The organism is Pseudalkalibacillus sp. A8 (genome assembly GCF_045920555.1).
GTDB lineage: Bacteria > Bacillota > Bacilli > Bacillales > Fictibacillaceae > Pseudalkalibacillus.
Genome location: NZ_CP174509.1, coordinates 4,160,674 through 4,187,095 on the forward strand (window position 1 = coordinate 4,160,674; position 26,422 = coordinate 4,187,095).

At 41.8% G+C, this 26,422-nt stretch carries 22 protein-coding genes and 1 other annotated feature; of the genes, 6 read left to right on the forward strand and 16 right to left on the reverse strand.

Annotation, left to right across the window (positions count from 1 at the left end; translation table 11 throughout):
* Nucleotides 1-43 precede the first annotated feature (43 nt).
* The gene (megL, locus tag ACJROX_RS21345) at nucleotides 44-1,246 is read right to left on the reverse strand and encodes a methionine gamma-lyase (RefSeq protein ID WP_408007217.1); all 1,203 of its coding nucleotides are present in this window, start codon (nucleotides 1,244-1,246) and stop codon (nucleotides 44-46) included.
* Nucleotides 1,247-1,814: 568 nt separating this feature from the next.
* Here megL and rpsD point away from each other — a divergent pair.
* Nucleotides 1,815-2,417 (forward strand): 30S ribosomal protein S4, encoded by a 603-nt coding sequence (gene rpsD / locus ACJROX_RS21350; RefSeq protein WP_408007218.1) that lies wholly within the window; start codon nucleotides 1,815-1,817, stop codon nucleotides 2,415-2,417.
* 45 nt (nucleotides 2,418-2,462) lie between these two features.
* On the opposite strand, the gene ACJROX_RS21355 is transcribed toward rpsD, so the two are convergent.
* From ACJROX_RS21355 to tyrS, 3 genes are all read right to left on the reverse strand, one after another.
* Nucleotides 2,463-2,711 carry a hypothetical protein gene (locus ACJROX_RS21355; protein ID WP_408007220.1) on the reverse strand — a complete coding sequence of 83 codons (249 nt, stop codon included), beginning with the start codon at nucleotides 2,709-2,711 and terminating at the stop codon, nucleotides 2,463-2,465.
* 452 nt (nucleotides 2,712-3,163) lie between these two features.
* A complete protein-coding gene (locus ACJROX_RS21360) occupies nucleotides 3,164-3,433 on the reverse strand; it encodes a nuclease-related domain-containing protein (protein WP_408007221.1) in 270 nt (89 codons plus the stop codon).
* A gap of 264 nt (nucleotides 3,434-3,697) precedes the next feature.
* The gene (gene tyrS / locus ACJROX_RS21365; RefSeq protein WP_408007222.1) at nucleotides 3,698-4,939 is read right to left on the reverse strand and encodes a tyrosine--tRNA ligase; all 1,242 of its coding nucleotides are present in this window, start codon (nucleotides 4,937-4,939) and stop codon (nucleotides 3,698-3,700) included.
* Nucleotides 4,940-5,085: 146 nt separating this feature from the next.
* Nucleotides 5,086-5,301 (reverse strand) — a binding site (T-box leader).
* A gap of 151 nt (nucleotides 5,302-5,452) precedes the next feature.
* On the opposite strand from tyrS, the gene ACJROX_RS21370 reads away from it, so the two are divergent.
* Complete coding sequence (locus ACJROX_RS21370; protein WP_408007223.1) at nucleotides 5,453-8,263, forward strand: transglycosylase domain-containing protein; 2,811 nt, start codon at nucleotides 5,453-5,455, stop codon at nucleotides 8,261-8,263.
* A 63-nt stretch (nucleotides 8,264-8,326) separates the two neighbouring features.
* On the opposite strand, the gene ACJROX_RS21375 is transcribed toward ACJROX_RS21370, so the two are convergent.
* From ACJROX_RS21375 to acsA, 3 genes are all read right to left on the reverse strand, one after another.
* The gene (locus tag ACJROX_RS21375) at nucleotides 8,327-10,300 is read right to left on the reverse strand and encodes a hypothetical protein (protein ID WP_408007224.1); all 1,974 of its coding nucleotides are present in this window, start codon (nucleotides 10,298-10,300) and stop codon (nucleotides 8,327-8,329) included.
* The gene (locus ACJROX_RS21380) at nucleotides 10,248-11,435 is read right to left on the reverse strand and encodes a GNAT family N-acetyltransferase (protein ID WP_408007225.1); all 1,188 of its coding nucleotides are present in this window, start codon (nucleotides 11,433-11,435) and stop codon (nucleotides 10,248-10,250) included. The genes ACJROX_RS21375 and ACJROX_RS21380 overlap by 53 nt, the downstream gene beginning before the upstream one ends.
* Before the next feature lie 146 nt (nucleotides 11,436-11,581).
* On the reverse strand, nucleotides 11,582-13,297 hold the full coding sequence (acsA, locus tag ACJROX_RS21385) for an acetate--CoA ligase (RefSeq protein ID WP_408007226.1): 1,716 nt from the start codon (nucleotides 13,295-13,297) through the stop codon (nucleotides 11,582-11,584).
* A gap of 416 nt (nucleotides 13,298-13,713) precedes the next feature.
* Between acsA and ACJROX_RS21390 the strand changes: the two genes are divergently transcribed.
* From ACJROX_RS21390 to ACJROX_RS21400, 3 genes are read left to right on the forward strand one after another with little or no spacing between them, the layout of a single operon-like run.
* Complete coding sequence (locus ACJROX_RS21390; RefSeq protein WP_408007227.1) at nucleotides 13,714-14,346, forward strand: GNAT family N-acetyltransferase; 633 nt, start codon at nucleotides 13,714-13,716, stop codon at nucleotides 14,344-14,346.
* Nucleotides 14,347-14,357: 11 nt separating this feature from the next.
* Nucleotides 14,358-14,987, forward strand: coding sequence for an acetoin utilization AcuB family protein (locus ACJROX_RS21395; protein WP_408007228.1), 630 nt, complete (start codon nucleotides 14,358-14,360; stop codon nucleotides 14,985-14,987).
* Nucleotides 14,984-16,174: an acetoin utilization protein AcuC gene (locus tag ACJROX_RS21400; protein WP_408007229.1), complete on the forward strand. Its 1,191-nt coding sequence runs from the start codon at nucleotides 14,984-14,986 to the stop codon at nucleotides 16,172-16,174. The genes ACJROX_RS21395 and ACJROX_RS21400 overlap by 4 nt, the downstream gene beginning before the upstream one ends.
* A 178-nt stretch (nucleotides 16,175-16,352) precedes the next feature.
* Here the strand turns inward: ACJROX_RS21400 and ACJROX_RS21405 are convergent, their stop codons facing one another.
* From ACJROX_RS21405 to ACJROX_RS21445, 9 genes are all read right to left on the reverse strand, one after another.
* Nucleotides 16,353-16,799, reverse strand: a complete 447-nt coding sequence (locus ACJROX_RS21405) for a CHRD domain-containing protein (RefSeq protein WP_408007230.1) — start codon at nucleotides 16,797-16,799, stop codon at nucleotides 16,353-16,355.
* A gap of 414 nt (nucleotides 16,800-17,213) precedes the next feature.
* A complete protein-coding gene (locus ACJROX_RS21410; RefSeq protein ID WP_408007232.1) occupies nucleotides 17,214-18,803 on the reverse strand; it encodes a sodium:solute symporter family protein in 1,590 nt (529 codons plus the stop codon).
* Complete coding sequence (locus ACJROX_RS21415; RefSeq protein WP_408011724.1) at nucleotides 18,800-18,907, reverse strand: hypothetical protein; 108 nt, start codon at nucleotides 18,905-18,907, stop codon at nucleotides 18,800-18,802. Before ACJROX_RS21415 ends, ACJROX_RS21410 begins: the two co-directional genes overlap by 4 nt.
* Nucleotides 18,908-19,157: 250 nt before the next feature.
* A complete protein-coding gene (locus ACJROX_RS21420) occupies nucleotides 19,158-19,421 on the reverse strand; it encodes a hypothetical protein (RefSeq protein ID WP_408007233.1) in 264 nt (87 codons plus the stop codon).
* A gap of 66 nt (nucleotides 19,422-19,487) precedes the next feature.
* Nucleotides 19,488-20,153: a reverse transcriptase-like protein gene (locus ACJROX_RS21425; protein ID WP_408007234.1), complete on the reverse strand. Its 666-nt coding sequence runs from the start codon at nucleotides 20,151-20,153 to the stop codon at nucleotides 19,488-19,490.
* A gap of 325 nt (nucleotides 20,154-20,478) precedes the next feature.
* Nucleotides 20,479-20,817 carry a hypothetical protein gene (locus ACJROX_RS21430; RefSeq protein WP_408007235.1) on the reverse strand — a complete coding sequence of 113 codons (339 nt, stop codon included), beginning with the start codon at nucleotides 20,815-20,817 and terminating at the stop codon, nucleotides 20,479-20,481.
* Nucleotides 20,818-20,925: 108 nt separating this feature from the next.
* Nucleotides 20,926-21,237, reverse strand: a complete 312-nt coding sequence (locus ACJROX_RS21435) for a hypothetical protein (RefSeq protein WP_408007236.1) — start codon at nucleotides 21,235-21,237, stop codon at nucleotides 20,926-20,928.
* The gene (locus ACJROX_RS21440) at nucleotides 21,234-21,452 is read right to left on the reverse strand and encodes a LysM peptidoglycan-binding domain-containing protein (protein ID WP_408007237.1); all 219 of its coding nucleotides are present in this window, start codon (nucleotides 21,450-21,452) and stop codon (nucleotides 21,234-21,236) included. The genes ACJROX_RS21435 and ACJROX_RS21440 overlap by 4 nt, the downstream gene beginning before the upstream one ends.
* Nucleotides 21,453-21,774: 322 nt before the next feature.
* Nucleotides 21,775-24,111, reverse strand: a complete 2,337-nt coding sequence (locus ACJROX_RS21445; RefSeq protein WP_408007238.1) for a WD40/YVTN/BNR-like repeat-containing protein — start codon at nucleotides 24,109-24,111, stop codon at nucleotides 21,775-21,777.
* Nucleotides 24,112-24,447: 336 nt separating this feature from the next.
* On the opposite strand from ACJROX_RS21445, the gene ACJROX_RS21450 reads away from it, so the two are divergent.
* Nucleotides 24,448-26,334: a Xaa-Pro dipeptidyl-peptidase gene (locus ACJROX_RS21450; RefSeq protein ID WP_408007239.1), complete on the forward strand. Its 1,887-nt coding sequence runs from the start codon at nucleotides 24,448-24,450 to the stop codon at nucleotides 26,332-26,334.
* Nucleotides 26,335-26,422: the final 88 nt, after the last annotated feature.

Sequence of the window (26,422 nt, forward strand, 5' to 3'; positions counted from 1 at the left end):
GAACGAGGCTCCCATCATGGAAGCCTCGTTCTTTTTTCCAACACTATACAGTTTCTGTTTTCCTTAGATGTTGTTGTAATGCTTGCTCGAGATCTTCCCAAATATCTTCCTTTGCCTCTAGCCCGACAGACAAACGGATGAGGTTATCGGAGATGCCCATCCGATCTCTCGCTTCCTTCGGTACAACTGCATGAGTCATTGTAGCCGGATGCTGAATCAACGTTTCTGCATCACCAAGACTTACAGCAATTTTCAATAACTTCATCGAGTTGATGAAATTCTGCGCGTCTTTCTTATCCCCTTTGATCTTAAAGGAAATCAGGCCGCCTGAACGCGCCATCTGTTTTTGAGCAATCGTATAATCTGCAAATTCCGGATCACCTGGAAAGTAGACCGCTTCCACTGAGGGATGCTTCCTTAGCTTTTTTGAGATATACATTGCATTATCGCAATGGCGGTCCATGCGGACAGGGAGTGTTTTCAGACCACGAAGTAATAGCCATGCATCAAAAGGGGACATGATTCCCCCGATATCCTTCTGGGTCGTGGCAGCCAAAAGATCGATCGTTTCCTTATCACCTACGACAAGTCCTGCTACAACATCACCATGACCACCGATATATTTCGTCGCGCTATGGATGACTAAATGACAACCATGTTCTAAAGGTCTTTGCAGGTAAGGTGTACAGAAAGTATTGTCTACCACAACCTTGATTTTATATTTAGCAGCGATCAGTCCTATCATTTTAAGATCCACGAGTGCCATCGTCGGGTTGATTGGTGTCTCTATGAAAATGACTTTCGTATTCGGGCGAATGTAAGCCTCTATTACATCAGGATGAGACATCGCGATAAGATCGTGTTCCACATTATATTTATCCCGAAGCATTTGGAGAAGTCCGAATGTACAACCATAAACTCCTTGAGAACATAAAATGTGATCCTCTGATTTCGTCAATCCCATTAGAACTGCAGACACTGCGGCCATTCCTGAAGCGAATGCCAATCCTTGGTCTCCCCCCTCTAAAACAGCGATACGCTCTTCAAGCATTTTCACCGTAGGATTGCCGAGCCTTGAATAGATGTATCCTTCTTGTTCGCCAGCAAATCGATGTTCTCCCGTTTCTGCATCCGGAAAGACGAAGGTGGAAGTCGGAAAGATCGGAGGTGCCAACGCGCCATGATGCTGATCAGACGAATAGCCCGAATGGATAACCTTTGTCTCGAACCTGTTGTCTTTTTTCACTCCTGAACACTCCTTTTCTCTATATATGGATGTAAGCGCTTTTATGCTAATCGTAACACAATCCCTTGTAATTTTGTGTTAAATTATTTTTGTGTGTGTCATAAGGGAAGGTGTTTAAAAGAAATTCGCGACACTCTTGCGGGAAAAGCGAGCCAGGCGAGACCCCGTAACGATTTAAGGACCTTCGAGTATAATAATGAACTTCGACTAAATACCACCGCGTCCTGCGCCTGCGGTTAAAACTATAAGGTTGGAATGTAAGTCCGTGGTCTTGTGGTGAACGTCGAAGCCAGCATAAAGAAATCTTCTAAGAATTCTCATCGCAGACACCCTTGACTTTTATTCCTAAACGTTATACACTGTTCTTTGTGTAAATTAAGACAGCCATGTGAATTCATGTGAGCCCTCTCATTATGTTCCTTGTAATAGCGGCTGATTAAATATTCAAGGTGCATCGCGTAGCTTCATGCTGTCGAAGTGAAGGTGTATGAAAACATAATGAACACATGAACGATCACACCGGCACTGTTTTTTTTACAACAAAAAAATGGTGAAGGAGGAGCTATTTATGGCTCGTTATACAGGACCAAAATGGAAATTATCTCGTCGCTTAGGAATCTCCCTTAGTGGAACAGGAAAGGAACTTGAAAAGCGTCCGTACGCTCCAGGACAACACGGTCCAAACCAGCGTAAGAAAATCTCAGAATTCGGATTGCAACTTCAAGAAAAGCAAAAGCTTCGTCATATGTATGGAGTTAACGAACGTCAATTCCGTCGTTTGTTTGACCAAGCAGGAAAAATGAGTGGTATCCACGGTGAAAACTTCATGATTCTTCTTGAATCTCGTTTAGATAACCTTGTTTACCGTTTAGGACTTGCACGTACACGTCGTCAAGCTCGTCAATTGGTTGGACACGGACACATTACTGTTAATGGTAAGCGTGTAGATATCCCATCTTACCGTGTAGCTCCAGGACAAGTGATCGGTTTACGTGAAAAATCCAGCAACCTTGACATCGTTAAGGAAGCGCTAGAAGTAAACAACTTCGTACCTGAATACCTTACATTTGATGAAAACAAGCTTGAAGGAACGTACACTCGTTACCCTGAGCGTTCTGAACTTCCTGCAGAAATCACAGAAGCACTTATCGTCGAGTTCTACTCACGTTAATAGTAGCTTACACAACCCTTGGGCATTTGGTCCAAGGGTTTTTTATTACCTATTTTCAGCATGTAAATCTAAATAGTAGATCCGTTCTTTTGTGTTCCCCCTATAATCAAGGTTCAAAGATTTCAGTATGTAATTCGCGACTGCTTCTGAATCTATATGCAGAAACTTTCTTAATTCTTTATTGGTGATAGTCGGGTTAATCAATAGAGCATAATCATGTAGAGCTTGGAAGTGGGCGTTTTTAGAGGTCGCCCTGCAAATGGGGCAAATCCATTTCCCATGAATTCTTTTCATTGGACGTCGAGAACACCCAGGGCAAACTACTCCTGTTAAAAGGTCTTCCCTATTCAGTTTAAGCAAATTGAGTAGTTCCGGGTCGCTCGGAATGTGTTTTTTGATGTGGAGCTCCTGAAGGTTTCGGAGGTCATAATTGGTGAAGGAAGCTTCTTTATGGGTATTATGAAGGGATATCACGGTATATAATATCTTTGTATCCCGAATCACTTTTTTGCTGATCAGGCTACCATTGTTTTTTGGTTCTATTTTGGCATTTTCATTCACTATCACTACGAAAGAAAAGATCGGGATCTTATCATTGAATCTATACCGTTCCAACTAATTTTCAAACTGAAAATGCTGGTGGTTTACCTGTTGGATTGGATCCTTGTAGTAATCCTCCCGTTCATCTTGTTGGCGTATAAGCTGATTGTATTCAGTATCAAAGATCAATTTACCGGATAAATTTTTCACTTCGGGATTACGAAAAAATTAGGATGGGTCAATAGGATATCGATTTGGAAATGAAATTTGCCACTGGATAAGCGTAAGCCTTGAAAGATGCCGTGACCATAGTCTTCTAGGAAACTTAAATGATAATCTAGTGACCGCTCTCCTGCTTTACTTGTAGCTAACCTCTTTTCAGTTCTTGATTTTGCAGGGTGATTTGAGTCGATTCTCCTTATTAAGGCTTCCAGTTTTTCGATTTTATATGATTTAAAATAGATTTTAAGGCTCAAAAAATCCCTCCACGTTTTATAGGTAGATATAACTTCAACACTTGATTCAGAAATCCTTCCAGCGAGGTGTGAAGGCTTGGTGTATGGGTTGGTTGAAAGAATTCAAGAAATTTTGGACATAATCCTAGAAATTTAAGAGGGAATCCTAGAAAAAAACGGATAATTCCAGAAAAATAAAGCTCAATCCCAGAAATCAGTAAAATCGAATTACAAAAATATAACCCTCACATAGAAAAGAGCCGTCCACCGACGGCTCTTGCTTATCTATTTTACAATCTTAACGAATTTTCGCTTTCCAACTTGGACGATCATGCCGTCTTCCACTGCAACCTGCTGCTGAACATCATCGACTTTCTCTTGATTGATCTTCACACCGCCATTTTGGATCATGCGGCGTGCTTCCCCTTTTGAATTCAATAGCCCAAGGTCTACAATCATATCGACGATCCAAATATCATCTTCACCCTTCCAGGCATGTTCTGGAATATCGTCAGGCAAGGCGCCTTTTGAGAAAACGGTTCGGAAATGCTTTTCAGCAAGCTCTGCTTCATCCTTCCCATGGTACATCTCCACAAATATTTTTGCGAGTTTAATTTTCATATCTCTTGGATGCAGTTCCCCGCTTTGGATGCCTTCTTCAATCGCTCTGATTTCGTTCATCGGAAGCGGTGTGGCAAGCTCAAAATATTTGATCATCAAGTCATCCGGTATCGACATCGATTTCCCGAAGATTTCATTCGGGTGCTCATCAATCCCGATGTAGTTGTTGAGGGATTTAGACATCTTACGGACCCCATCCAACCCTTCGATCAACGGTACTGTCATCATTAATTGCTTCTCTTTCCCGTATTCTTCTTGAAGTTGACGGCCCATCAACAGGTTGAATTTCTGGTCCGTACCACCAAGTTCGATATCACTTTCAAGCGCAACGGAGTCATAGCCTTGCATCAGTGGATAGAAGAATTCATGGATCGAAATCGGCTGGTTCGCTTTATAACGTTTCTCGAAATCGTCACGCTCGAGCATACGTGCTACCGTAACCTTGCCTGCTAACTCGAGTACATCGGCGAAATTCAATGTTGACAACCATTTGGAATTGAAGTGGACCTCTGTTTTATCCATATCGATGATCTTGCCGAATTGTTCCACATAGGTTTTTGCATTTTCTTTGATTTCATAATCCGTCAGCTGTTTTCTTGTTTCGGATTTGCCTGTTGGATCCCCGATTCGACCGGTAAAGTCACCAATCAGCAACTGGATTTCATGCCCGAATTCCTGGAATTGACGAAGCTTATGTAAAACGACTGTATGGCCGACATGCACGTCAGGTGCCGATGGGTCGAGTCCAAGCTTCACATTCAATGGCTTGCCAGTAGCAACCGACTTTTCAAGCTTCTTTTTCAAATCCTCTTCAGGAACGATTTCAACGGTTCCCCTTTTTAAAATCGTAAGCTGTTTTTCAACTTCTTCCTGCTGTGCAGCTGTGAGCGCATATTCTTTTCCCACTTTCCTTCATCCTTCCCTTTTTATCTATCTTTTTAAAATTTAATCCTTTGTTAACAAAGAAAACTTGGCGCAGCCAACCCTGTAGCGTAGGCTGCGCCTTGTTGCCCTCATATTGCAGAATATAAAAAAACACGTCCCTTTCGTATGAAAGGAACGTGATATACGCGGTACCATCCTTCTTGAAGCATATGCTGCTTCCACTTCGTTCAGATAACGGCTAAGGTTGCCGCCTTTTGCTACTATTTTTCACAAAAGGTGCTCGAGGAGGTAATTCACAGCGTTCCTTTGTTCTGGTTTTCACCGGCCACCAGCTCTCTGCTTACAGTGAGGAAACTGCTACTTATTCCTGTCTATGCTTCATCAGTATGTACAATTATGTAAAAAAGTATAATCATTTTGTATCACATTCATAAATGGAATGTCAAATTTACTTCCCTATAAATCGACATGAAAGGTATTCCATATGTTGTCTATGTGCTATAATGAAAGTTGGAAATTTAGGGGGGTATGACCATGAATCACCTATCATCCTTCATCGTTAAAGTGAAACATTTCATGAAGGTTTTAGATGATAAGAACATATTTAAAATCAGTCGGATTACAGGAAAAGTAGTATGGAACCTGTTTTTAGTCTTGTTGGTCTTAGCTCTTGCCGGCGGCTTTTTCGCAACTGGCGTTGGAGCTGGTTACTTTGCTTCACTTGTGAAAGACGAAGAAATAAGAACATATGACAATATGAGAGATGAGATCTACAACTATACAGAAACTAGTAAAATATATTTTACTGACGGTACCTTACTAGGCAATCTCCGTTCTGATATCGTTCGACAAGAAATAGATATCAAGGAAGTTTCACCTCATTTGATCGATGCAGTCATTGCGACGGAAGATGAATATTTCAAAGAGCATGAAGGTATCGTGCCCAAAGCGATTGCCCGTGCAATTTTCCAAGAAGTGACCGGTGCTGCTGTTCAAACCGGTGGTAGTACATTGACCCAGCAGCTTGTGAAAAACCAGATGCTTACAAGAGAAGTCTCTTTCGATCGTAAAGCTAAAGAAATGCTTCTCGCTTTAAGATTAGAACGTTTCTTTGAAAAAGAAGAAATTTTAGAAGCATACCTAAACATCGTACCGTTCGGACGTAATGCTTCAGGGCATAACATTGCTGGTATCGAGGCCGCAGCCCAAGGGATTTTCGGGGTGGATGCTAAAAATCTCAGCTTACCCCAGGCCGCTTACATCGCAGGAATGCCACAAAGTCCATTCGGATATACGCCATTCACGAATGATGGAAAAGTCAAAGAGAACTTAGATCCTGGGCTAAACAGGATGAAGACGGTGCTGTCAAGAATGCTTTCTGGTGGTTACATAACCAAAGAGCAATATAACAAAGCTCTGGCACATGACGTTACAAAGGAATTCACTAAAAACTCTCCAAGCCCATTTGAAAATTATCCACATTTGACAATGGAAATCGAACGCAGGGCAGTCGATGTCATGAAGGTAAAATTAGCAGAGCAGGACGGTAAGAAATATTCCGAATTGACTCCAACTGAAAAAAGCAGCTACCAAAAAGCAGCTGACCTTGAATTAAGGAAAAATGGTTACAAAATTGATATTACAATCGATAAAGAGATTTATGATGCATGGCAAAAAGCCAAAAATGAAGTGCCTTATGGTCCTGATACCACAAACCCTGTAACAGGGGAAAAAGAACTTGAAGATGTAGGTGCGATGCTGATTAAGAATGACACAGGGGAAATTCTGAGCTTCGTCGGTGGACGTGATTATGAACAGGAAAACTTGAATCACGCGACCCAATCGTATCGACCGAATGGTTCAACGATGAAACCGATACTCGTATATGCGCCTGCAATGGAAATGGGATTGGTCCAGCCAGGATCGATCATTCCGGATACGAAGTTCACTTTCCCAAATGCAAAAGGATGGTCTCCGAATAACTACGACGGTGGTTATCATGGCCTTGTTACTGCACGTAAAGCTTTACAATTTTCCTATAACATACCCGCTGCACGGACGTATGCAAAAATGGACCGTTTAAAAGCAACGGAATATCTTTACAAAATGGGCTTCACGACTTTAAGTGAAGAGGAACGATATTACCCTTCCCTTTCCCTTGGAGGTATGACGACCGGGGTTACAGTGGAAGAAGCGACGAATGCGTATACTACTTTCAGTAATCAAGGAAAGTTTGTGGACGCATATATGATCAAATCGATCAAGTCCAAAGATGGCGAAGTCGTATATGAACATGAGTCGAAGAAAACAGACGTTTTTTCTCCACAAACTGCTTATTTGACATTAGATATAATGCGGGATGTTGTAAGAAGCGGTACTGCTGCCGGAATACCAAGCATGCTTAAACATCCGTCAGTGGATTGGGCTGGGAAAACAGGGACAACCCAAGATTTCCATGATGCCTGGTTCATCGCTACCAACCCAACCTTAACGATGGGATTAAGACTCGGTTATGATACACCTAAAAGGGTTTCGACAGGGTACGGACATAGAAGCCAACGGATCTGGGCAGCTCTGATGAATGCGGCATATGATGTAAGGCCAGAATTGTTGACGACAGAAAAACATAAACGGCCAAGCGGAATTACGACCGCTTCCTTCTGTGGAATTTCTGGTAAACTTCCGTCTAAGTTGTGTAAAGAGGCTGGTCTTGTGAAGACGGATCTGTTCAATGTGAAATATTTGCCTAAAGAGGAAGACGATAGCTTGCAACAAGTGAAATATGTTGTTAATTCAGAAGGTAAGAAATTCAAAGCAGCAGGGAATACACCTGGAGGCTTCACTGCTGACGGTGTCATGATCAACAAGGACTATTTTGATGATATCAACTTAGATAATATCATCAAAGATGATTGGGATAATATCATCGGAGACGATAAGTTGAAGGATAATGGAAAAGCACCTGAAGCAGTTTCGGTGAAACACAGTGGCTCGACACTTACCTGGAATGCTTCAGGGGAGAAGGATGTCATCGGTTATCGAATTTTCCGTGCAGCCAATGGAAGCGATTCTTATTCTGCGATCGGTGAAGTTAAAGGCGGAAATGAAACGAGCTTCAAGATTTCAGGCGGAAACTTCACCTATATTGTTCGTGCAGTTGATATATCAGGAAATGAATCGAAAAACAGCAATACGGTGAAATTTGGAGAAGATCCTTCACCACCTAAAGAAGATAAACCGAAAGATCCACCGCCGCCGAAAGATGATGATAAACCTAAGCCTCCACCACCACCTGAAGATCCTGAAGGCGATTCGGAAAATGATCCAGAAAATCAAAACGGTTGAGACAACAAATGAAAGGACCTCATCAAGTAATGAATACTTGGTGAGATCCTTTTTTTGTAGCTCCTATTTACTCATAAAACGGATGGATTTCAAATCTTCTAAAGCGCTATTTGGAAAAGGTTTTTGATTCCCCAGGAAGAAGACAGGTTTGGTAAACATCCTTTTTCCATCCTCTAAATTGAGCTTTGTATTGATTTCCAGAAACATGACTTCCTTGTTGATATATGAACTCATACGAGAGTCAATCGAATCGGTTATGACCTGCAGCAGACCTTCATGCTCATCGGAGCCGAATACGACACTCTTTGTGATCCTCATTTGCTGCTCCCCTTTTCCACCATAGATTTTCTTCCATTCGCCATCTGCATTCTGGAAGTGCCCCCAGCTATGTTCAAAATTCGAACTAGGGTTGAAGAAACAATTCGTATCCCAATTTTTCATATCGATATAATAACCTGTGCTTTGAATGATTTCAGTTGTCTGACAAAGGACAGGCGTACCTGGTAAAAGTAAGTAGTATTGGTGATATTCGACGCCTTTATATTTCTCGTTCTCCTCAAGTCGGACGACAACCTTGAGTCCTTGCCACTTGTTTTCTTTGGAATCCTCCAACGAAACGAATTCGGCATGCCGCTTCTCCTTTAATAAGGATCTTTGACTCACATCGCGCAGTCTATTCTCCACTCCGCCTGACCAAGGATTCCACCATGACTTTGGTTTCACTTCAGGAAAAGAAGAATCCAGCCATTCTTGATTGTTCCATTTTAATGAATAGAGTCCTGGATAGAAGTCAGGAGCTACTGATATCTCCATTAAACCATTACCGCATTTGAAGACTCCCATACTTTCCTTTACCCCTGTCGCAAAACGGACTCCTTCTTTTCCAATCTTGACATAAAGGGACGGTTTCTCCGTTTTGATTGCATCTAGTTTCAGATTCGCTGTCAATATTCCTGTTTGCGGCAACTCACTCAATGTCACTTTAAAGTCCTTCATCTTGATCGCTTCAACTGACTGTACCTTTTCCTTTGTCAGTACTTGATCACCTGAAAGAAATTCCACAACACCATTCAGATAAGAAGCTTTGTAATCTGACACCTTTACTTCAATCGATTCCTCGGTAATGAACGGATTATGGTCATTCATATTGATTTCAAGGTGTTCTGTCAAAGACCCATGATCAGGCGATTTTTGGGTTACGAATTCTCTGAAGGATTGCCAATTTTGAAAAGCTCCGATAGAAAGATAGACCGGTTCCGTTTTCACAATTTCATTCGCTTTCAACCTACCAATTCTATTTTCAAAATAGACGAACCAGCCACCAAAGTTAATTTTCTCCTGTTTTGACCAACTAAGCCCCCTTGGATTCTCGTCATCCCTTGAAAACAGCCAATTTTCGGTGACGGAACCACCCTTCCAGTATTCATGGTAGGAACCGATCGAATCCTTCATTTCTATCATTCTGTTTTCATAAGGGATTACTGCTCTTTCAAGCGTATGATAAACCCGATTGTTGAGCCATAGCACGTCATCCAATGTATTGGAGTTCGCGTTTTCTACTTCGTAATGATGTTCAATCAATCCTTCGGAAAATAATTTAGCGATCGCATGTAATTTTACACCTGGATAGGACTTGGAGCAATATGTTGCCCTGTACCCTATTGAACTATCATCTTCTAAAAACTCAACCTTTTCAGCTCTTCCCTTTGAAAATTCTTCAGAGAAAGGTTTTCCTAGGCGAGGATACATGAACGCAGAATCCTGATCCTTCGTCTGCTTTCTCCCTGGAATCAGCCAGTTATCGAATTTCTGAAGCCACATATGGTACTGTCCATTATAGACATGGTAGGTCTCTTCACTTTCACCAAAGAACCTGGTTCCGATCCCTTTGAATGCAACACCAATTTTCCTCGTAAAAGTAACCTGAGAGCCATCAGCTTTCGTAGCAGTGATCTCAACTTCAGGAGAATAAAATCCGTGCTTTTTAAGCGTACTCGATAGGAACCGAGCACCTTGACTTTGGTGGCAGGGATACATCCACCTCACTTTGCATTGGACTGAATAACTCACTACCAGGCAACACGAATGAAAATTTCACGGTTTCTTTATAGTTGTTTTCAATATCAACATATAAGTTGGAAGACTGTCCGATAAAGGAGAGGTTCCGAGGTGTGTGGCAACTCACATTCGCTGGAAATTTAGGCAGTACTCCGACTTGGAATTTTGCCATTTTTCCGTTTATCAATACATCCGTGTCGACGGTAGGGTGTGTCCTCCAAACACTCTGTTCTTCTTTAATACGATCTACGAAAAATGGCGCTTCAATGACATCTTCATCCTTCACTGTAATGTAATCTTTTTCAAAAGAAAAATGGATGTTCTTGTTCTCATTTCCACGGAGGGAAATCGTCAAAGGGTTTCCTGTCTTATTACTGATGTGATAACGCACGATATACTGTGAACCGAAAACCAACTTGAAGTCCTCTACTGTGGCAGAGATTTTATAATCATCCGTCTCGATGGAGCGGAGCCCGCGTCCAAAACGCTCGAATTGCATCTTCAGCATTTCTCCGCGTTTGTCCCATGAGTACTCATAATAATGGAAATCATTCTCTGTTATGCCGTCAGGCTTTACTTCAATCAATCTTGTACTCGCCTCATACCAATTCAAGTCCTTAAAGTATTCCTGGACCGCTTCCGTATGTAATACAGTCGGCATGAAGTTCATCAGATGCGTGGCATCGTCTCTTTCTTCCCAGAAAAATCCACATTTTTTGTATAACGGGACTGCTTTCGTATTCCCAGGCCAAGTATATAGATCAAGACGCGGCCATTTCAGTTCGATTACCCGTTCTAATGCTTTCAGTACGAGCTTCTTCCCGATTTTTTTACCGTGATAATCACTTCGTACGTTCAGTAGCGGAATGTATAAAGCACCCTCATCCTCCCTATATTCACCTAGACTGCAATATCCTACGACCTTTTCACCTTCTAAAGCTAGGTATAGGTGGAGATTGGTCGAATTTGCTTCTTCCTTGAGGATTTGTTCTTCTGTTTTTACAGTATTCCCGCCTCCCCAGCCATCCTGGCTATGGTTCCACATTTCTGCAACCGCTGCTGCATAACTTGGTTCATATTCTACGATTTTGATTTGATCGACTGTTTGAGTCATTTCCCAACCCCCATTCCTCACGTATAATCAACTTAACATATTTTTACAATTCTATGCTCAAAAAAAGAAAAAAGCATGTGAAGTCATTATGAAATCACATGCTTATGCTTTATTCTGAACTATATTATGTTCTTTCCCGGTTATTATTAATCTTCCATTGTAGACAAATCGCCTGTTGGGAGGTCTAGTTCCCATGCTTTCAAAACTCGGCGCATGATTTTACCGCTTCTTGTCTTCGGAAGCTTATCTTTGAATTCGATTTCTCTTGGCGCGGCATGTGCAGCCAATCCTTTTTTCACGAAGCTACGGATCTCTTCTTTAAGTTCATCATTAGCATCATAACCTGTTCGTAGGGCAATGAAAGCTTTGATGATTTCTCCGCGTACTGGGTCAGGCTTCCCGATGACACCCGCTTCGGCAATGGCCGGATGCTCGACAAGCTTACTTTCGACTTCGAACGGACCGACACGTTCACCGGAGGTCATGATGACATCATCGATACGGCCCTGGAACCAGAAATATCCGTCTTCATCCATATAAGCGGAGTCACCAGAAATATACCAATCCTCTGACGTGAAATAGGATTCATATTTCTCAGGCCGGTTCCAGATCGCTCTCATCATAGAAGGCCAACCTTTTTTAATCGCAAGGTTCCCCATTCTGAATGGTGGAAGTTCATTTCCTTGATCGTCGATGATCGCTGCCTTCACTCCTGGGATCGGTTTACCCATCGATCCAGGTTTGATTTCCATGGAAGGGAAGTTACTGATCAATTGAGCGCCTGTTTCAGTCATCCACCAGTTGTCATGAATCCGAAGTCCGAACACTTTAGATCCCCAGCGGACAACTTCAGGATTCAGCGGTTCACCTACACTAAGTATATGACGCAAGCTTGAGAGATTATATTGCTTAACGACCTCATCGCCTGCCCCCATCAACATACGGAAAGCCGTTGGAGCACTGTACCAGACAGTCACCCCATATTTTTCAATGGTCGCATACCAATCTTCTGGACTGAAACGGCCCCCACGAATGACGTTCGATGCACCATTCAACCATGGAGAAAAGACACCATATGAGGTACCAGTCACCCAACCAGGGTCTGCAGTGCACCAATACACATCTTCATCTTTCAAATCAAGGACCCATTTCCCTGTTTGATAATGCTGAAGCATTGCATTATGCACGTGCAGGACACCCTTTGGTTTTCCAGTAGAACCTGAAGTATAGTGGAGAATCATACCATCTTCACGGTCAACCCATTCGATTTCCAGGTCTTTGCTTGCATTCTCCATACGCTTATAGTAATCCGCGTATGTGTCATCTTCTTGTACGTTTTCCCCAACGAGGATTACGTGCTTAAGTGCAGGTAATTTATCAACTGGAACCCGATCAAGAAGAGCTGGTGTCGTCACAAGGACCTTCGCTTCACTGTCTTCAAGACGGTCAGTCACTGCCCCTTCCATAAAGGCTTCAAACAATGGACCAACAATGGCTCCAACTTTCAGTGCCCCGAGAAATAAGAAATAGAGTTCGGGTGAACGCGGCATAAAGATGAATACACGGTCCCCTTTTTCTACATCCAAATCTCTCAGCACATTACCCGCTTTATTGGAGTAATCCTTCATTTCTTTGAACGTATATTTTTCATCTCGTTTTTGGTCTGAAAAATAAAGGGCTACCTGATTTTTCTTTACTGATTCAGCGTGACGGTCGATCGCCTCGTAAGCCATATTGACTCGGCCTGTTGACGACCAGGAGAAATTCTTCTCAACCTCTGACCAATCAAAAGAATTATAGGTAGTTTCATAATCTTGTAGGTTGTATTCGCCATTGATAACCGGAAGCGCTTCCACTTTCATTATTCGATCTCCCCTTTATTTAAGATTTGGCTCTGTTATACTTCTTTGATTTTCGCGAAATTCACTCCCTTTCCGCGGGCGATCCGCAAGCATCCTCACTTACACACGGATGTGCTGGCTTCGACGTTCACCACAGGACGTGGTGGTTTTTAGTCGAAGATCCTTTTTAAAGAGTGCGGGGTCTTGTCTGACTCGCTTTTCCCGCAGGAGTGTCACAAATTTCACTTAAGGCAATTTTCTGTATGAAATCAACTAAGAAATTTTAACAAAGCCTTAGATTTAGATTCAGTATATCAATATTTTCGATTATTCTCAATTTTAATACTGTTCCTAGTATTTCAGTTTGAAAACGCTTACTCGTTGTGATTTCATGTATAATAAGTAATAGAGTATGAATACAGGTGGTGAAACTGAGTTTGAAGCACACAAAAATTTATAATGCAAAAACCATGAATACACCTAAGGGGAAATTGATTTTAGAAGGACCGATCAAGCCAACAACTCTTGCAAGCTATGAATTCCATGAAGACCTCACTGCGTTTCGTCCTCCTGCTGAACAGCATAAAGCCCTGATCGAAATAGCAGGACTGCCTGAGGGACGAATTATTATCGCACGCTATCATAATACTATTGTAGGATACGTCACATATGTGTATCCCGATCCTCTTGAACGCTGGTCACAAGGCAATATGGAGAATTTGATAGAGCTTGGAGCAATTGAAATCATTCCGGAATTCCGTAACTATAAAATCGGTAAAAATCTATTGAAAGTATCGATGATGGATGATGCAATGGAAGACTTCATCATCATTACGACTGAGTACTACTGGCATTGGGATTTGAAAGGTACCGGGTTATCCGTTTGGGACTACCGGAAAGTCATGGAAAAAATGATGAATGCAGGCGGCCTGGAATGGTATGCAACGGATGATCCTGAAATCAGTTCTCACCCAGCCAATTGTTTGATGGCCAGGATCGGAAGCCGTGTTGATCACGAATCCATCCAGAAATTCGATCAGCTCCGTTTCCAAAATCGGTTTATGTATTAGGAGGTCCATAGATGAAAGTCGAAGCTATGATGAAAACGGAAATCATTTCCGTCCGGGAAAATGTCAGTATAGAAGAAGCTAAGAAACTGATGGAAAGCCATCGGATACGCCATCTTCCTATTGTCGATGATCAAAAACATCTGGTGGGGATCGTTTCTGATAGAGATTTGGTTTTGGACCGGATTCCCAACCAACATTCTCCTAGCGATACAGAAGTACAATCGGTAATGACTAAAGATGTGATTACATGTCACCCATACGATTTTGTAGAAGAATTACTTTCGATTTTTTATGAAGAACGCATCGGATGTATCCCCGTTGTGAAAAACAATGAAGTCGTCGGAATGATTACTGAACGGGACATGCTTTATACATTGATCCAACTGACTGGTGCACATCAGCCAAGCTCACAGTTTGAAATTAAAGTGGAAAACGTATCTGGCAAGTTAGCGGATGTAACGGCTGTGATCAGGAACCATAACGTCAATATCAACAGTGTTCTCGTCTACCCTGGAGAAACAAATGCGACCAAGGTACTTGTACTGCGAGTACAGACAATGAATCCTCTGCCTATCATCAATCATTTGAAATCGGAGGGATACAACGTATTATGGCCGGACACATCAGGAGAATTCGTATGACCAAGCCGATCTTCGTCTTTTCAGATCAGCTTTTAAGCTATAAGTTCAGTAACCATCACCCGTTCAATCCGCTTCGATTCCAAATGACATTCGAACTATTGAAAGATGCAGGGATTCTTTCGGAAGATCAGATCGTCCAGCCGCGTAAAGCGACTGATGAAGAAATCCTGCTTGTGCACAGCGAAGATTACATGAATGCCATTAAGAAAGCAGGTCAAGGCCAGCTACCTAAGTCGCTGCGATCAAGTTTCGGGTTGGATACAGATGATACGCCGGTTTTTAAAGACATGCATGAAGCAAGCGCTTGGCTGGTCGGAGCAACATTGACCGCTACAGAGCAAGTTTTTGAAGGGAAAACAAACAAGGCGCTGAGTTTAGGCGGCGGATTACATCATGGCTTCAGGGGGAGAGCATCTGGATTTTGCATTTATAATGATAGTTCTATTGCAATTGAATACATGAAACAAAAATACCACGCACGTATCATGTATATCGATACGGATGCCCATCATGGCGACGGTGTTCAGTGGGCTTTCTACGATGACCCGGATGTATGCACGTTTTCGATTCATGAGACTGGTCGTTATCTATTCCCTGGTACTGGTAACGTTTCAGAAAAAGGAGCCGGTAAAGGCTACGGTTATGCCTTCAACCTTCCTGTAGACGCCTTTACAGAGGATGATTCTTGGATACCAATACTTGAGGAAGCGATTGATGAAATCGTGAAGTTCTTCAAACCAGACATCATCATCAGTCAAAATGGTGTTGATGCTCACTATTGGGACCCTTTGACCCACCTCTCACTCACGATGAAGTCCTACCGTAAAATCCCTGAATTAGTCAATCGTGCTGCGGACCGTTACACAGAAGGACGCTGGATTGCCGTCGGCGGTGGAGGTTACGATATTTGGCGAGTTGTACCGAGGGCATGGTCTCTCATTTGGGCAGAAATGAATGGAATTGAACTTCAAGGTTCACTTCCTGAGGCATGGTTGAAAAAATGGCAGGAAAAAGCCCCTGTCGACCTTCCGACGTTCTGGGATGATGAAGCGGATCTTTATCCAAGCATTCCAAGAAAGCAAGAAATCTGTGACAAAAACCAAGTCATGCTGCAAAGAGCCCTCCAACATATCAGGAACGAAAAAAGTCAGTGTAACCAAAATCTTACTGTGAATTTTAGAAAATAACGACCTAAAGCGCTTGGCAAGCCGAGCGCTTTGGGTTCTTTTTTTACGAAGGACTATTAACTTTTAAAAAAAGTTAAGTGATCTGGGTACCAAATGAAATGTAAAAAAACTCCATTTGTAAGGAGGTATTTTTATAGTGAAGAAAGTCAAGTTTTAGTTGGACCACAGCTTGTCCGGATCAGGTCAAAAAGCGATTTTTTCGGACTCGCTTGATTTGTCCCCGGATTTCGCCTGCCGGGTTTTGTTCGGTATGAGCATTGACATAAGTGAGTCCCTCAGACATAAGTGTGATCAGATCCCCCACATTTCTAACGCCAATATCATTATTTTCGATATCTTCATTGGTTATGATGCCTGTGACCGTCCCGCGGTTGGTGGTGATGCCATGTTGTTCTTCAAGCGTGGCAAGGTCTGCCCCGAATAAGAAAACGAGTACCGGACCATTCTGACCACGAGCACCAAAGTGGATATGGGCTTGTACAAGATTCCGTATATCCTTCACTTGCAAAATGAACCTGATCTGCTCCCGTCTTGAATTGGTAACGAATTTTGCAACACCGAAAGCTTCCGTATCGACTGGAGGTACTTCGTTTTCACCTTTCAATCTAGCAATAAATTCACCCATTCTATCACCTCCTTTGAAAAAGCTATAGTATAGTATTCAGGGTGATGGATTCGTGTATAGATGGAAGTCCCTATTTCTGTATAATGGGTCTGCACGTCTACTATGGCAAATAAAATAAAAGCTAGAGTAAATCCCCTAGCTTTGAGAATCCTTGACTTCTATTTATTTGAACGTGCAAAAACCATTGATGACCAAACTAGCCTGATTTTTTCCCTATCTTATCAACTTAAGGGTGGGTAGATTTTTTATACTTCAAAAGTAAGATTATAGATGTGGTTATCAGTGGCAATTTTATCTAGAACCTCGTTTTGTTAGAAAGTACTTTATTCTTTATCCTCTCTATGAACTATGGCTAGTTTTATACCAGGGCTAAAGAAAAGCCCTTCAAAGAGTAGAAGGACTGTTTTACTGCAATTATAAAGCTGTCTTGTGTTGCTCATTGTATTCACGTTTCACTTTTGAACTTGATCCCAACAAGCTTACCACAACGAAGACGATTGTTGATAATGGCAGGGCATAGAAGAGAGGATCGACATGTGTCCAAGGAAACGCAAGTAATGTTTCTTTTCCGAAAATCGCTTTTGAGATTCCAAAAGCTGCTGCCTCTTTTTGATGGAAAAAGATAAATCCGAAAATACTGACTGCAAATCCTGTTATAATACTGTAGGTCGCTCCAGCTCTTGTCGCGCCTTTCCAAAATAGAGCCCCCATCAATGCAGGCAAGAATGCTGCCCCGCATATACCAAACCAGAATGCTGTCGATGTCGCTATGACTCCTGCTGGAAGGATGTAACCGAGAATAACCGCAGCGATAACACCAAGGATGACACCAATACGTGACAAATCCATTTTCATACCGAAGAAACTATTCACACCAAGTGTTTTTAATATATCCTGACCAAAAGCTGTCGCTTGAACATGGATTAAAGAAGAAACAGTTGATATCGTCGCGGATAACAGCGTCAGTGTAAATAAGTAAATGAACCAATCTGGCATAAGAGCATTGATGAACTTCGGAATGATCAAATCAGCATTCCCCCCAGCTACCGTCAATGCAATTTCACCAGAGTTATTATAGAAATACAAGTTACTTAATGGACCGATTACAAAAGCGGCACCTGTCATAAAGAAAATGAAAATCCCGCCAACAAGCACAGAACGGTAAAGGGCACGATCATTCTTCACCGTCATACATCTCATTGCCAGCTGTGGCTGAGCAAGCACCCCGATTCCAACACCCATGATAATCGTACTTACTACCGTCCACCATAATGGTGACCCGAGTGCAGGCATACTTGTCCAGCCAAGGTGCCCTCCCTCAACCAATGGTGGAGGAACTAGATCCTTCATTGCCGTTAGTCCACTATGGCCTTCAACCAAACCTCCGACAGCTTGATAGGTAACGAATAGGAAAATCGCCATACCTACAAGCATGATGACTGCCCCGAAGGCATCCGTATACATGACGGCCTTGATTCCTCCACTGACTACGTAAAGTGCGATAATCAACGCGAGGATCAATAAGGCAATATTAAAGTTCATCGCAAGAGATTCCTGCAGGAAACGCGCGCCTCCAATCAATACAATGCTCGTATACGCTGGCATCAATACGAAAATCATCGCTCCAGCAAAAACCGTAATGAAATTCGACTCATATCGTCTACCTAAAAGAGTCGGGAAGGTTGATGCATCAAGCTTGAGTGACAACCTTCTGATTCTGGTTCCGAATACCGCAAATGCAACGAAAATTCCAAGGACGATATTTAGAAATGCCAGCCATAACAATCCCATACCGAACACACCAGCAGCTCCGCCAAATCCGACAATAGCAGAGGTACTAATGAAAGTCGCTCCGTAAGAAAGGGCCATGACAGCAGGGTGAATGTTCCGTCCACCTACAAGGTAATCCGCTTCTGTGGTTGTCTTTTTATAACCATAGTAGGCAAGACCAGACATGATCCCGATATAGACAATGATGATTGGAATCAATACTGCTAAATTCATTGCTCATCTCCCCCACGGTTCCACATTACAGTTCCAAAAACAATACATCCGATTGTTGCAAGTACAGTTGCAATCCATACAAAAGCAACTCCGACATCTTCCATACCTAACACCTTTACCGCCTCCTATGTATGTGCTTTTTCCATCCCTTTCACAGCGATAAACGCATTGTAAGCGTATTCATTTTCAGGCAAAACAACGAGTATTGCAATTTTGAAAGGAAGGTTCTCGTTATACTTTTCCTCTTAAAAAGACAAAATCCTTCCGATCATATATGATTTTTCAAAATTTTATGAACTTTCCATTCAAGGAGGAAGGGTTCTCCTATTCAACTATAGGAAAACCCTTCAAATTTTATTGATAGAGAGATCTGATATCGTTTAAATCTTGTATGAACTGATTGATTTCGTATTGGTTCAAACGGATCAGCATTTGATCGTATAACGTAAGCACCAAGCCATCAGCCTCATCCTTATTCTTATACAGAAAATCATACAAATTATTCAATTGTGTTTCTTTAAGAGTTGATTCTGTGGAGAAATGTTTGACCTTTTCCAACATGAACTCATTATTCAATTGATCGAAGTCTCCAGATATGATGCTTCCATTTAATTTCATGCCCTCACTCCCTGGTGTTTACAGTAGTTTACCCAAGGTTGTCATTGTTATCGATATTAACTCTATTTATTTTTGGGATTTCGTTTCGATTGTACTCTCAATATCTACCTTTTTTAATGCTTGAGAGGCCAATTGATCCGCTTCCCTGTTCTCTTTTCGGGAAATTAATTCATATTCTGGTTGGATACCTAATTCCTTTAGTTTAGTTTCAATCCGATCAGCCCATTTTGATAATTCTCGTTCCATGCAAGCCCATTCACCATTCAATTGATTGATGACGACTTGTGAATCACCAATGAATTTAACAGGCAAATGATGAACTTCTAGTTGCTCCAATTCCATAAGGCTAAGATGAAGTGCTGCATATTCTGCCTCATTATTTGTGTTAAGCTCTTCTACCAAAGCGTTTTTCCGAAGGCGCAAGGATTTTCCATTCTGATCATAATAAATCGCACAACCCAGGCCAGATTTTCTTGTTTCAAGATCAAAACCACCATCAAAAAAAACCATTATATTATGGGGTTCAGTTTCAATCCCCTTCATAAATTCCTTCAGTTCCTTCAAGGACCACGTATTTTCAAGATTATCGATAAACTTTAAATTTTTTGTACGTCCCGTTCTTTCAAGATCCTCAGCGATTTTTATCCCTTGCTCAGCGTCCATAACCTCTGAATTTAATAACGTTGTTAGACCTTTTGGCGTTTTATATGTGATTTCAATTCTGATTTTCATGTTTGATACCATCCTTGATTTCGTATTGAAGACTATTTATATATTCGTATCTTACCAATAATACAAGTTACTAAACCAGGGCCTATACATAAAGTGTAAAAAGTGTTGAAGTGTTTTTATGCTAAATTTCCATACGCTTTTCAAACGGATAAAATTCGTGATCATTGCTTTAACCTAGAATTCTTATGATTACCATTATTTCCTCTTAGTTATTATTTGATTGCCTCTAAAACAAAAGAAGAAGCCCCTCAATACCAATCGTATCAAGGGTCTGGATAAAGAAAGAATTGAAATGGGATTCAAGTTCAAGTTCCTAATGGCGCTGTTATTGCATAGAAGCTGAAATTTCTTTCATTTTTTGTAACACTAAGGGATAAAAATTACTTTTAGCGCTGGTTGTAGAATTTCCTCTGAAAAAACCTGTCCCTGGGCAGGTTTTTTCAGCATGTCCCTCACTGTGATCCAACACTCTTTCTCCCGTATTGATATCCCAACAATGATGGTAGGTGATACTATCAATGGAAGGAGTCAAGCCATATTTCAGCATTAACAAGACTGTGACAGTAATTATGGTGCCCCTTTGTTCCGCGGTCATTTGATTCTTACCTTTATCAAAGTTCCCGACATTTTCAATTGCTAACGAATCAGCTTCAATAGCATGCATCGCAGATTCATTCTGTAACCCTAACGAACCTTCAGGGGGTGTATCGAATGGTCTACCAACTGCTACTTTTCCGTCTGGAAATGTGGTTAATTGTTGACTTATAGTACTCTATCCCATTTCCTTTACATGATACTCCTCCATTCCCTTCAACAAAGGAAAATGATTGGAACCATTGAATTGCTGATAGGATGGTTGGTACGTGTGATGTTGTTGGATTTTACCTATTTTTCTAATGAAATGATGATTATTGAATAACCAATCCTTGAATTCCTCTCTTGTCATAAGTACATACTGTCCTTGCATGGTCAATCTTTTAGGGGGAATCTTTAATTTTTGTCCGATATAGATCATGTTCGATGTAAGACCATTCGATGTTTTATCAACTGGACTGTAGAATTGAATGATTGTGAAAGTTTTCATAGGGTATCCCCAGGAACAACTTCGTACATGATGGGGACCCTTAATTTCTGGCCGACAAATACTACATCGGATTGCAGTCCGTTGATCAGTTTCAGGTCTTTTACAGTAGTCCCATACGTATTAGCAATTTTCCAAAGATAATCCCCTGATTTCACCTCATATATATTTCTCGGGTTATTAGTTGCATGAACAGGAGATAGAACCATCTGCAGCACGATCAGCAAACCTAATGTAAGTACAAAAATTTCTTCATCTTATTATCCTTCCAATGTGGTATTACAAAACAAAAAGATATTTCTTTATTATTTTGTAATCCAGCAATGGAAATATTCTAATTAATTCTTAAAAATTGTACAGGGTCTTGCCTGGCTATCTTTTCCCGCAGGAGTATCGTGAATTTCGTTTAAAATAATTGCTATTAAAAATCAACAAAAGGATTTACCAGTATCTATCACCCGTGATTACAGGTACAGGCTGCCGAATTTTTCTCGACAGCCTGCGTATATCTTTTTGGAAAAGATAAGTTTTTTTGTTATTCTACCAACCTTTTGGTTTTACTTCATATACACCTCGTCCGAATGTTGCCGCGTACAGTACACCGGATGGCTCATGGTATTTCAAGTCAGTGACCGGAACGACCGGGATTCCATTTCCGAGGCTATACCATTTCTTCCCGCTGTTCAGTGAAACAAATACACCGACATCACTAGCTGCATAAAGAACATTTCGTTTTTGAGGATGGACGACCAGATCGTTCAGAGGAACATCAGGAAGATTCCCGCTTATATCACTCCAGCTTTCACCCCCGTCTTTGCTTTTCAAGACATGAGCAGCATTATCGCCAGATCGGAAACCAGAAAATGTTGCATAAACGATGTTTTCATCTTTCGGATCGACAGCTAATCGCGTCACCCAACGGTCCGGTAATTTAGGATCCTTAATTTCGTTCCAATTCTCACCTAAATCCTTTGTAGACCACACTCTTCCATCGTCTGTTCCAGCGTATAGGACGTCAGCATTCGATTTCGATACGGCAATCGTCGTGATCGTTCCGAACGGATATTGGTCTTGACTTTCAGCATCTGAAAGACTAGGACTGATCGCTTCCCATGTCTTACCGGCATCTGTGGAACGATTGACTATATTCCCCCCGTAATACATGACAGAAGGATTGTTCGGATCGAATACGACTGGTGTCATCCAGTTCCTGCGCTCAGATACGGTTTTATTAGTAAAATAGGTCATCGTTTCTCCGCCATCTTCAGAACGGGCACAATTTCCATACTGGTAACAAGCATACACAATGTCTTGGTCTTCATAATTGATCAGGTTGACCAGACCATCACCATAGTAATAATTGTTCCACCCTGCTTCTCCCTCTCCCCATGAACGGATTGATCCGTTATCCTGGGTGCCACCGGATAACCGGGAACGATCCTGACGGCTTACATCAAGCGTATAAAATTGTGTAAAAGGTTCATATTCTGCTTTCACCCATTCTGATGATACGGACCCATTATCTTCAGATCTGTATACTCCTCCATCGTTTCCAAGATAGACACGTCCTTGTGATTTTGGATCCCATGCCATCGTATGCTGATCGGCGTGGATGCTTCCTCTAGATCGATTCCAGGTCTCGCCGCCATCAGTTGATTCCATCAGCTGCACACCTGATACAAATATGTGATCCCCGTCATTCGGGTCAACATAATTACGTCCGAACCACCAGCCGAACGAAGATTGCGAGTTTGCAAGTTGATCATTACGTGGTTGTTTTTCCCAAGAATCACCTCCATCACTTGAAATATAAAATCCTTCAAAATAGCCATCTGTTTTAATGACGGTTGCATAGACCTTTTCAGTATTAGAGGTAGAAACCACAAGGCCAATCCGACCAACTTCCTCTCCTGATGGCAGTCCATCTTTCAACTGGGTCCATGTAGCTCCCCCATCATCGGAACGATATATCCCTGATCCTGCTCCACCGTATTTACGCTCATTCGGATAACGGATACGATCCCACATTGCGACAAAAATACGTTCCGGATTTTCAGGATCAATTGCTATGTCGACCGCTCCAGTAGTCTTATTTGCCCCCTCAAGTGAAAGCTCCCAAGTATCACCTCCATCTTCGGTTACATATAAACCACGCTCTCCGCCATCGTGGAATAATGGGCCTGATGCTGCTACCCATACTTTATCAGGGTTGGAAGGATCAACGAGGATACGCCCGATCGCATTGCTGTCTTTCAAACCGATATATTCCCAATCTTCTCCACCATTCGAAGATTTATAGACTCCAGTACCTCCATATACAATACTTCCTCCGCCAGGATTCGCTTCACCTGTCCCTACATAGAGTGTTCCATCTGGTGTAATGCCGATCGCACCGATCGATTGGACAAGATCATCTTCCCATACTGATTCGAAGGTTTTCCCAGCATCCGTACTTTTCCAAACTCCTCCAGAGGCAGCTGCTATGTAGATGGTATCTTCGTTGTTCGGATCAACCACGAGGTCCACAACACGTCCACCGATGTTGCTTGGTGCATTGAATTCCCATTTCTGACTTAGAGCCCCCGGGGCTTCCTTTGCAGTCGTTGCACGGATTTGTTTCGTTTGTTCAAATGCTTTCTGAAAGGCATTTCGCGGGATGTCTTCCTCCTCAAAACCTTTCTGCGTCATAAACCAATCATCACGTTTTCCAGGTCCCTTTTCAGCAAAATCCGCTTCAACCCTTTCATCGACTGTTTCTTCTGCTCCTTTTGTTTCTTCCATAGTTGATGTTGGTTCCGAGGTTTGGAAATAGATGATCGAAGCTACAAAGATCAAGGCTACTAAAACACTAGAAAATAAGTAGATTTTCTTTTTCATCAATGCACTCATCCTTTCTTTTTATATAAGAGGTGATGCAAACTGTGTTGTTTCTTGATGAACAATCGTATGACTCATGGCCTAATTAATCTTCTACCTCCTTCAGTAAAATAGTTTCAAGATACAAGGATTCTAATGATTGGAGAAAATATTGTCAATATAATTGGAATATTTTGATATTTTATTCCTATCTTGTCTGATATAGCTATTTCTCAAGAACTATTTAGAGTCCCGAAATAATTCAGTCCATATGACCTTCAATAATTTGGTAGATTCCTATAAGGTTGATGTAAATCTAGTTTTTTATATGAAACTAAATAGTTTAGGAGGGTTTCTATGTTCAGGAGAAAATCAGGTTCAAGAATAGCTTTGACTTTATCCCTTGTTTTAGCCTCTTCTCTAGCCTTTGAAACTGTTACATATGCAACTACTGCTGAAAAATCAGTAGATTACAATTTACCATCTGAAAATGTTTCACAACCAATCTACGATTATGAAGATTCAATCAAGCAAACGGTATATGTTGAAACGGCATTAGACAGTGATCGAGATGGGGAGCTTGATCTGATAGCTGCAGATATCATTCGACCAAAAGAAACACAAAACGGATTGCTTGTGCCAGTTATAATGGATGCCAGCCCTTATTATGAACGTCTTGGACGGGGAAACGAATCAGAAATAAAAGATCCTGATGGTGACGGCATTAATGAAAAGTTCCCACTCTTTTATGATAATTATTTTGTTCCAAGAGGCTATGCTATTGTACAAGTTGATATGGTTGGTACAAACAATTCAGAAGGCTGTCCGACTACAGGTGGGTATGAAGAAACTGAAGGAATCAAAGCCGTCATCGACTGGTTAAATGGACGAACAAATGCTTGGAATAAAGATGGGCAAGAGGTTTCTGCTGATTGGTCAACCGGTAAAGTTGGTATGATTGGAAAATCGTATGATGGTACCCTAGCGAATGGTGTTGCCGCAACTGGAGTTGAGGGGCTGGAGACGATTGTCCCGATTGCCGCCATCAGCAGCTGGTATGATTACTACCGTTATGGAGGAATCACATTTTACAATGGCGGTCCTTCCTATCTATCAAGAGTGGTGACAGATAGTGAAAGTGTGGAGGAGTGTGCTCCAATCAGGGAAGAGTTGGCAGATGGAGCCGATGATGAATCTGGAGACTATAACTCTTTTTGGGATGAGCGTAATTTTGTGAAGGATGCTATGAATATAAAGGCGAGTGTATTCGTTGTTCATGGATTGAATGACTATAATGTAAAAGCCAATCATTTCTCCAATTGGTGGGAAGAGCTATCCCGGCACAATGTCCCAAGAAAGTTATGGCTGACACAAACCGGTCACGTCGATCCGTTCGACTTCAGACGAGAAGAATGGGTGAATACACTACATCGATGGTTCGATTATTGGTTACTCGATATGGATAATGGAATCATGGATGAGCCGATGGTTGACATAGAACGTGTTGCAGACGAATGGGAAACCTACTCATCATGGCCAGATACTGATTCTGAACCAGTGAAAATCAGATTTGGCCATGAAGACGGAGAGTTACCTGGTATTTTGACTACAGGACCAGTAAAAGGCAACCATTCACAATCTTTCACTGACGACCCGAACCAAACCAATAATGAAATGGTCGAAGATGAGTTTACGAATAAAGATAACCGTTTGATTTTCTTGTCCCCTGAACTCACAAATACCATACGCATCAGCGGAGTTCCTGGATTAGATATCAGAGCAAAGATTGGTGAAAACGATACAAATCTCACAGCTTTGATCGTCGATTACGGAGCAGATACACGTGTCAATCATCGCAGCAGAGGGGAAGGCATACAGACGCTGGATGAGGAAAATTGCTGGGGACAAAGCTCTAACGTAGATAAGGCATGTTATAAAGTCACTGAAAAAACAACTCACGAAGCACCTTATGAAATCGTAACTCACGGTTGGCTTGATGTACAGAACTGGAGGTCCCTTGGTAGTACTGACCTATTGAAACCTGGAAAGAGCTATCGATTCCAGTGGGATACCCTTCCTGAAGATTATGTGTTCAAGCCAGGTCACCGTATAGGGATCATCATTGCTGGAAGTGATGATCGCTGGACTATTCCTGAAGAAAATAATGCAAATATCGAGGTTTCTCTTGGACAAAGCCATGTGATACTACCCATTGTAGGTGGGAAAAAATCGATTGAGTTTTAAAATTGAAAAGAGAAGAAACCCATCACCTCAGTAAGTATCCGCCCGTAAAACGGGCGGTTTTAGTTTCACCCTATAAGAGCACTTTACC